This window comes from Marinomonas sp. AWM4_232, assembly GCF_056158325.1.
In genome coordinates, this window is record NZ_JBSWTA010000021.1 from 1 (window position 1) to 7021 (window position 7021).

General features: G+C 57.8%; 12 protein-coding genes. 7 read left to right on the forward strand and 5 right to left on the reverse strand.

The window, feature by feature from the left end:
* Positions 1-79: 79 nt before the first annotated feature.
* From ACXAC1_RS20450 to ACXAC1_RS20460, 3 genes are all read left to right on the forward strand, one after another.
* Entirely contained in the window at positions 80-304 is a 225-nt protein-coding gene (locus ACXAC1_RS20450; protein WP_475064100.1) for a hypothetical protein, read from the forward strand.
* A gap of 326 nt (positions 305-630) precedes the next feature.
* Entirely contained in the window at positions 631-1257 is a 627-nt protein-coding gene (locus ACXAC1_RS20455) for a hypothetical protein (protein ID WP_475064102.1), read from the forward strand.
* Positions 1258-1538: 281 nt separating this feature from the next.
* Positions 1539-1982, forward strand: coding sequence for a hypothetical protein (locus ACXAC1_RS20460; RefSeq protein WP_475064103.1), 444 nt, complete (start codon positions 1539-1541; stop codon positions 1980-1982).
* Between the two features lie 420 nt (positions 1983-2402).
* Here the strand turns inward: ACXAC1_RS20460 and ACXAC1_RS20465 are convergent, their stop codons facing one another.
* The 5 genes from ACXAC1_RS20465 to ACXAC1_RS20485 form a co-directional block, all read right to left on the reverse strand.
* Positions 2403-2693: a 3-oxoacyl-[acyl-carrier-protein] synthase III C-terminal domain-containing protein gene (locus tag ACXAC1_RS20465; RefSeq protein ID WP_475064106.1), complete on the reverse strand. Its 291-nt coding sequence runs from the start codon at positions 2691-2693 to the stop codon at positions 2403-2405.
* Complete coding sequence (locus ACXAC1_RS20470) at positions 2686-2907, reverse strand: hypothetical protein (RefSeq protein WP_475064119.1); 222 nt, start codon at positions 2905-2907, stop codon at positions 2686-2688. The genes ACXAC1_RS20465 and ACXAC1_RS20470 overlap by 8 nt, the downstream gene beginning before the upstream one ends.
* Positions 2804-3160 (reverse strand): hypothetical protein, encoded by a 357-nt coding sequence (locus ACXAC1_RS20475; RefSeq protein ID WP_475064121.1) that lies wholly within the window; start codon positions 3158-3160, stop codon positions 2804-2806. Before ACXAC1_RS20475 ends, ACXAC1_RS20470 begins: the two co-directional genes overlap by 104 nt.
* A gap of 20 nt (positions 3161-3180) precedes the next feature.
* Positions 3181-3450, reverse strand: coding sequence for a hypothetical protein (locus ACXAC1_RS20480; RefSeq protein ID WP_475064108.1), 270 nt, complete (start codon positions 3448-3450; stop codon positions 3181-3183).
* Positions 3451-4429: 979 nt separating this feature from the next.
* Positions 4430-4621, reverse strand: coding sequence for a hypothetical protein (locus ACXAC1_RS20485; RefSeq protein WP_475064110.1), 192 nt, complete (start codon positions 4619-4621; stop codon positions 4430-4432).
* Between the two features lie 16 nt (positions 4622-4637).
* Between ACXAC1_RS20485 and ACXAC1_RS20490 the strand changes: the two genes are divergently transcribed.
* The 4 genes from ACXAC1_RS20490 to ACXAC1_RS20505 form a co-directional block, all read left to right on the forward strand.
* A complete protein-coding gene (locus tag ACXAC1_RS20490; RefSeq protein WP_475064112.1) occupies positions 4638-4943 on the forward strand; it encodes a hypothetical protein in 306 nt (101 codons plus the stop codon).
* Positions 4944-5357: 414 nt separating this feature from the next.
* Complete coding sequence (locus tag ACXAC1_RS20495; RefSeq protein WP_475064113.1) at positions 5358-6350, forward strand: efflux RND transporter permease subunit; 993 nt, start codon at positions 5358-5360, stop codon at positions 6348-6350.
* Positions 6351-6449: 99 nt separating this feature from the next.
* Entirely contained in the window at positions 6450-6803 is a 354-nt protein-coding gene (locus ACXAC1_RS20500; RefSeq protein WP_475064115.1) for a hypothetical protein, read from the forward strand.
* The coding region (locus ACXAC1_RS20505; RefSeq protein ID WP_475064117.1) for a hypothetical protein at positions 6800-7021 on the forward strand (222 nt) is incomplete at its 3' end. The genes ACXAC1_RS20500 and ACXAC1_RS20505, both read left to right, overlap by 4 nt.

Here is a 7021-nt window from a genome sequence, read left to right on the forward strand (position 1 = left end):
GTGGCTCGCCTTGAAAATGCAGCGTCTTATCCGCATGTGACATCTGCTTTGGCTGACCTGAAGAACATCACTCTTTCATATGGCAATGTACCGCAACTCGGATGAACCGCGCACAGGTGGTGTGAATTCGGATGTGATCGCGCTGAGCCAGCGGTTTGCGATGCTGATGACAGAATATCAGGCTGCTATCGAAGACGGCATTATTACCGTGAACGAGGCCAAACGGCTGCTGAAAGAAACCAGTCTGTTGCAACAGGTCCTGATTGAGATGAAGTTGCACTTGGAAGAAGAAAGCGTTAGCTGAGCTTACCGTCTTAGGTGAGTTCTCGCGCACTGGCTGAAAACCGCCGGTTGCTTTGGCCTCATGGCGTGACACTGATTTACGGTCAAAACATGGTCCCACACGGTGCAGCGTGCCTCAGATAGCGGTTCACGCCCATGCGATAGAGTTCTGGCGCAGACTGTGCTGTCGAGGATTAAAAAGCATGCAGATATCGCAAAAGCGTTATAGCAGTTGCGCCGACCCGTTGGTTCGGTGGGCTTTCTTGTGCGCCTTTGCGATGCTGGTGGTTCTGATGACGCTCAGCGGCCACTACGAAGGATCTGACGATGTGATGCGTTCGGGTTGGTGTGCGCGACCTTTTGGAAGGGCAGGGCTGGTTTGACCCCTATCAGCATCGCGTTTTTAGGGAGCCCGACGACGGCACCCTGATGCATTGGTCGCGTTTGGTCGATGCCCCGATCGCCGGGCTTTATCGTGTGCTGAGCGCGGTTATGGCACCGGAAATCGCCTTTCAGATCACGGCCTTTGCTTGGCCTGCGCTGTTGGCAGCGCTAACCCTTTGGGCTTTTGCAGTAACAGGCGGTGTGTTGGGTGGGCGCGAGGGCGCTATTTCGGCTTTGGTTATCGGAGTTCTGACACTCGAACACTCTCGCAAGTTCGATTATTTCTGGTTCGATCACCACAATCTTCAGATCCTTCTTTTTGCAGCGGCGCCTGCGTTTTTTGTTACTACGAAAAGACAGGCCCTATGCCGCCGGGCTGCTGGGCGTCTGCCTGGCGCTTTCAGTGTCTGTCGGCACCGAGTCGATCCTTCAAGTTGCCCTTATTGCTGTGTTTTGCGCCATCGACTGGATTACAAATGGTGCGTCTTCCCGTCAGCGCACAATGACCTTCGCGACTGCGTTGACAGCGACACTTGCGCTGACCAGCTTTGTCACAACCGGTCGAGAAGGGTTTGCCTACCCGAGCTGTGACGCACTGACCCTGCGACGACGTGGCCCTGCCCGCGCAAGTGTTGCCGCGCTTGGACTATTGGCTGCGGCCTGGATCGGCTCTGGCTGGTCGGTTCCGGGTCGGTTCGGGGCCTGCATGGCGCTTGCTGTGGTGACACTTGCCGTTGCGTTTGCGTCTGCCCCCCATTGTCTCAGCAATGCAATCGACGCTCTGCCCCAGGATATGCTGGATTACTGGTTGAGCCAGGTGGCTGAGGCTCAGAATATCTCAGTCGTGCTACGAGCGACACAGAGGTGAAGCCGTGGCTTTGATCGCCATGTCCATTCTTTCGATGGGCGCGGCACTTGCCTTCGCCGCAAGATCGCAGGCCAGATTGGGCTACACCTTGTTTTTGGTACTGATTGCTGCCGGTTTCGTTGTGTTCCTCTACCAGAGCCGAATGATGACCTTCCTGAGCGTTTCGCTTGTGGCGGTTCAGGCACAGATTCTCCGCGTGCTTTATGTGTCTTACGCACGGGATCGCCGAATGGCTGCCGGTCTGGCGATGGTGGCGTTTGTAATCTGCGCCTCGCCCAAAGTCGGCATCAGTTTGGAAGAACAGATCGGCGCGCTCTTTCGCGACCCTCGTTCACCGCTTCGACCGCCGCTGTTGGGCAGGATACCGTCAGAAGCAGGTGCCTCTTGCCCGCACGCCTCAAGCTTACGCTGCTTTGCAAAGTCTGCCCAGCGGCATGATTCTGGTTGATTTCGACTTTGCCGCGCATGTGCTGCGATATACGGACCATTCGGTTCTGGGCGGAAACTACCATCGGAATCCAAGGCTGGAATTCTGGCCCAAATTGACCTGTTCCGGGTCGAAGCCTCGCAAGCCGCGCCGCGCTTGGCTGAGCTGGGTGTCGACTACGTTATGCTCTGCACGTCAGCGCCAAGGGCTGAGTTCTGGGCATGGGCGTCGGAAGGGCATGGCCTACAAACTCGGCTGGTCGAAGGCGAGGTGCCTGATTACCTCGGCGGTATCTCAGGGCGCACCCGGCGCTGCGTTCCAGATTTTCAAGGTGACGGCCGAAAATTAGGCGTTGTTCAGGCGTGGCGCTTCACGATCACCGAGCCCACCGAATACCCGGCCCCGAAAGAACAGATCAAACCCAGATCGCCCTCTTGCAGGTCATCCGAATCCTTTCGAAAATGCGATGATCGACCCTGCAGATGAGGTGTTGGCATAATCCTGAAGGATGTTGGGTTGTTCATCCGCCTCTGGCGTACGGCCCAGAACCTTTTTACCGATGAAATCGTTCATGGTTTTGTTCGCCTGATGCAACCAAAGGCGTTTCAGGTCGGTGTTCCCGACCCCTTCTGCTTCCATGTGATCACTGATGTGTTTGCTGACCATCGGCAGCACTTCCTTGAACACTTTTCGACCGTTTTGCATGAATTGCATGTCGCGTCGATCAATCATCTCCATCCGGACGCGAGCGGCGCAGGAATCCGTTGTTGTTGCGGATATTGTTCGAAAACGCAGTCGCGCAGCGCGTTGACAGGATTTCGAAATGCGGGCCTTTGGCCTCATCAATCCGTTCGATCAGGGTCGCCGTCGCGACGTCGCCAAAGATGAAGTGACAGTCTCTGTCCCGCCACTCCAGATGGCCCGAACAGATTTCGGGATTGACCACCAGCGCCGCGCGCACCGAGTCCGGGCCGCACCATGTCCGCCGCCGCCTGTATGCCGAACGTGGCCGAGGAACAGGCGACGTTCATGTCAAAGCCGAAACCATCGATGCCCAGTGCCTGCTGTATTTCGATCGCTATCGCCGGATAGGCGCGCTCGTGGTTTGAGGCGGCGCAGATCACCAGGTCGACATCCGCGGCCGTACGCCCGGCTTGTGCCAGCGCTTTCTTGCAGGCATCCACCGCCATCTCGGTCATGATGCCCGGGTTCTTCATCGCTACGCTGGCGCAGAAGCTGGATGCATGACGTCGGGGTCCAGCACACCCGCCTTGTCCATCACATAACGGTTCTCGATGCCGGATGCCTTGACGATGAACTCTTCCGAGGAATGCTGCATCGGCTCCATCTCACCGGCCGCGATCGCGTCGGCGTTCTTGGGCGTTTTGTATTGTCGGCATAGGCGTTGAACGCGGCGACCAGTTCGGCATTGGTGATGACGTTCTGAGGCGTGAAGACACCGGTAGCCGGTGATCGCGGGGGTATACATGGCGAGCCCTGAATGTTTCGGATTTGCCCAAAATGCAGTCATGGCAGGGTTTGATCAAGGTATGGTGACCTAAGGGAATGTAGAGATTCTGACCAAGTCTAACTTCATATCTTGAATAGTTCAGAATTCGAAGTATATGGCCACCTGCGAATTCCGTAGACGGACTTACTGACAAGATGACGACCAGCGTGCCGGCTACGGCGCCTCAGCCCCGAGATTCAGGCGATAATGGGCGTGTATGCGCTATACTGGAAGCTGGAAGAAACCTTTGACTGTATCGAAACAGATCTGAGCCATCCAGGAATGCCACATGTTGATCAAACTGGATGAGCCGAAACGCATGGGTGTGCTGGCCGCCGATATGCTGACCGTCCCGTCGACCATCACATGCAACAGCCGACGCTTTGGAAAAGGCCGGGCTATCTGACCCGCGAACGCGACCCCGAAGACCGCCGGGCCTGGCTTGCTGGTGCTGACCGAAAAAGGTGAAGAGGCGCGCAACATGCTGGTCTATGAGGCCGGAGGACTTGTTCCACCGAGCCTCTGGTCTGATGCAAAGAAGAAACTGCCGAATTCGCGCGCCTGGCGCGCAAGATCCGTGACAACGTTTTGAAAACGGGAATTCCCGAGGGATTGAAGAAATGAAACTCCTGACCTCTATCTGAGCGCTTGCTCTGGCCGTTCTGGCGACCGCCGTTGCCGCGCAAGACACTGCCGAAACCAGTAAAGCTGATGCAGGTGCGACGAAACGGCGCCGGGCTTTACCCGCGCAGTTCTTTGGGCGCGTCGCCGCACGTCAGACCGTCGACCTGGCCTTTCAGGTGTGCAGGCCAGATCGTCGAGATGCCTGTCAACGAAGGGTTCGTGATCCCGAAGGGCGGCCTGATCGCACAGTTTGGATCAGGAGCCGTTCGAGCTGCCGTCATGAATCGGGCGCGTGCTACAAAAGGATCAGGCGGATCGCACCGTTGCGCGCCTGTCACGTCTGCGGGGTACAGCCGCCAGCCAGGTGGCCGTCGATGATGCTGAGACCGAGGCGCAGTTGGCTGACATTGCCGTGCGCGATGCGGAATATGATCTGGAACATGCGACGCTGACCGCACCGTTTGACGCGCTGGTCTCCAGCCGTGCGGTCGAGGCCTTCACCACCGTCTCGTCGGGCTGCGCCCATCGTTCGCATCCACGACATGTCCGAATTGCGGATCGAGGTAGACGTTCCCGAAATCCTGTTCCAGCGCTCGAACCAGAATGATGACATCACAATCACCGCGAAATTCCCGGTCAGTGACGAGGTCTTCCCTCTGCAAATTCGCGAGTTCGATGCGGAAACCTCCAGCGTCGGACAGACATTCCGCATCCAGTTCGGCCTGACCCCACCCGAAGGTCTGCAGATTCTGCCTGGTTCGTCTGTGACCGTGAACGTTCAGGTACAGGACGATCGGACAGGTATCGTCGTGCCCGCAACGGCCATCGTCGCTGATGCCGCCGGGTGAGCTGAGCGTGATGGTGTTCTCGCCGGTCGGCGCTGATGAGGGCACCGTTCGCCGCGTACCTGTGACCATCGAGCCCACGCAAACCGGCGATAGTGCGGGTTCTGACCGGCCTGTCTGATGGCGACGAGGTCGTCGTCGCCGGCGGTGGCGCGCTGACCGACGGCCAGGCGGTGCGCCGGTTTGCCGGCTTTGCGAACTGAAGGGGCTGATCGGATGAACATCGCGCGCGGCATCCATTGATCGGCCTATCTATACGTGGCTGATCATCCTGATTGCCCTGTTTGGGGGCATCTGGGGTTTCCTGTCGCTGGGCCGGTCTGGAAGACCCGGCCTTCACCATCAAAAACGCGGTTATCGCGACCCAATACCCTGGCGCGACGGCGGAGCAGGTGGCGCTTGAGGTGTCCGAGCCGCTTGAAGTCAGCCATCCAGCAGATGGGTGAGGTTGACGCTATCACCTCGGTCAACCAGCCTGGACAGTCTCTGATCGAGGTCGAGATCAAATCGACTTACGATGGAAGCGAATTGCCCGACATCTGGACCCGGCTGCAGGGCCAAGGTGCGCGACGCCGCGCGCGGGCTGCCGTCCGGTGTACGGCCAACCGCTGCGTCAATGACCGGTTTCGGCGACGTGTTCGGCCTGTTCTACGCCGTCACTGCCGAAGGGCTTTTCCGACGCCGAGAAAGCACGAGCTGGCAACATTCCTGCGGCGCGAGCTGCTGGCCGTTGACGGCGTGGCGGACGTTGAGGTGCATGGGCCTGCCGCAACGAGGCGCATCTTTGTCGAGCCGGATCTGGCGATCTCGGTCAACCAGAACGTGCCGCTTACAGGCGATCAACGAAGCGATCGCCAATGCGGATTCGGTGAATTCTTCGGGTTCATTGCGTTCGGACAGCGACAGGACAACCATACTGACCGCAGAAGGCTCGGACAGCGGTATCAGCCATCGCCAGGTCTGTCGGTTGGCTCGCAGGGGCAGGTGATCAACCTGTTCGACATGTCCAACGTCTATCGTGCCCGCCAGAACAGACCCCGACATCATGATACGCTATCAATGGGACCGAAGCCTTCACACTCGGTATCGCCGGGCCTGTCCACGGAAAATATCGTTGAAGTGGGCAAACGGGTTGATGCCAAATTCGAAGACCTGAACACGGCCATTCCCTTTGGCGTCGATATCTTGCCGATCTATCAGCAGCATGTAGTGGTCGAGAAGGCTTCGAACGACTTTCTTGTAAATCTTGCCATGTCCGTGGCCATTGTGGTTGCTGTTTTGGCGTATCTTCATGGGGTGGCGAGCCGCCATCGTTGTCGGCTCGACCCTGCTGCTTACCGTGGTTGGTACGCTCCTGTTCATGTCGTTATTCTCGATCGAGATGGAGCGAATTTCGCTTGGGCGCCCTGATTATTGCCATGGGGATGTTGGTGGACAACGCTATCGTGGTAGCCGAGGGGATGCAGATCGCGATGTTGCGCGGCAAGTCCTCGCGCGATGCCGCCGAAGATGCTGGCTTCGAAAACTCAAATCCCGCTGCTGGGGGCCACCGTAATCGGTATCATGGCGTTTGCAGGCATCGGTCTCAGCCCTGATGCAACAGGTGAGTTCCTGTTCTCTCTGTTTGCGGTGATCGGTATTTCTTTGCTGCTTAGCTGGGTGTCTGGCCATCACCGTCACGCCGTTGCTTGGGCCACTACTTCTTCAAGCAAGGCAAAGAAGGTGCAGATCGACGCTTACGGAGGCATACATGTTCCGCATCTATGGCGCGATCCTGCATTTTGCACTGCGGTTCCGGTGGCTGGTCGTTGCGGGCCTCATTGCCGTGACGTGTTGCGTGCTACGCCGGGTTTGGACTTATGAAGCAGCAGTTCTTCCCCAATTCGAACACGCCTTTGTTCTTTGTGCATTACAAACTGCCGCAAGGCACGCCGATTGCACGTACGGCGCGAGGACATGGCGGTGTTCGAGGACTGGCTGGACCGAACGTGAGGATGTGGTTTCGGTCACAACTTTCGTGGGGCAGGGTGCAACGCAATTTAGGTGCTGCTAGATGTTCAAAGCTGCACCAGTTTAACCTT

Coding starts and splice junctions, on each gene's coding strand:
- ACXAC1_RS20450 (WP_475064100.1), top strand. CDS start 80: ATGGCAATGTACCGCAACTCGGATGAACCGCGCACAGGTGGTGTGAAT.
- ACXAC1_RS20465 (WP_475064106.1), bottom strand. CDS start 2,693: ATGATTGATCGACGCGACATGCAATTCATGCAAAACGGTCGAAAAGTG.
- ACXAC1_RS20475 (WP_475064121.1), bottom strand. CDS start 3,160: ATGACCGAGATGGCGGTGGATGCCTGCAAGAAAGCGCTGGCACAAGCC.
- ACXAC1_RS20480 (WP_475064108.1), bottom strand. CDS start 3,450: ATGTATACCCCCGCGATCACCGGCTACCGGTGTCTTCACGCCTCAGAA.
- ACXAC1_RS20485 (WP_475064110.1), bottom strand. CDS start 4,621: ATGGGCGCAGCCCGACGAGACGGTGGTGAAGGCCTCGACCGCACGGCT.
- ACXAC1_RS20490 (WP_475064112.1), top strand. CDS start 4,638: ATGTCCGAATTGCGGATCGAGGTAGACGTTCCCGAAATCCTGTTCCAG.
- ACXAC1_RS20500 (WP_475064115.1), top strand. CDS start 6,450: ATGCTGGCTTCGAAAACTCAAATCCCGCTGCTGGGGGCCACCGTAATC.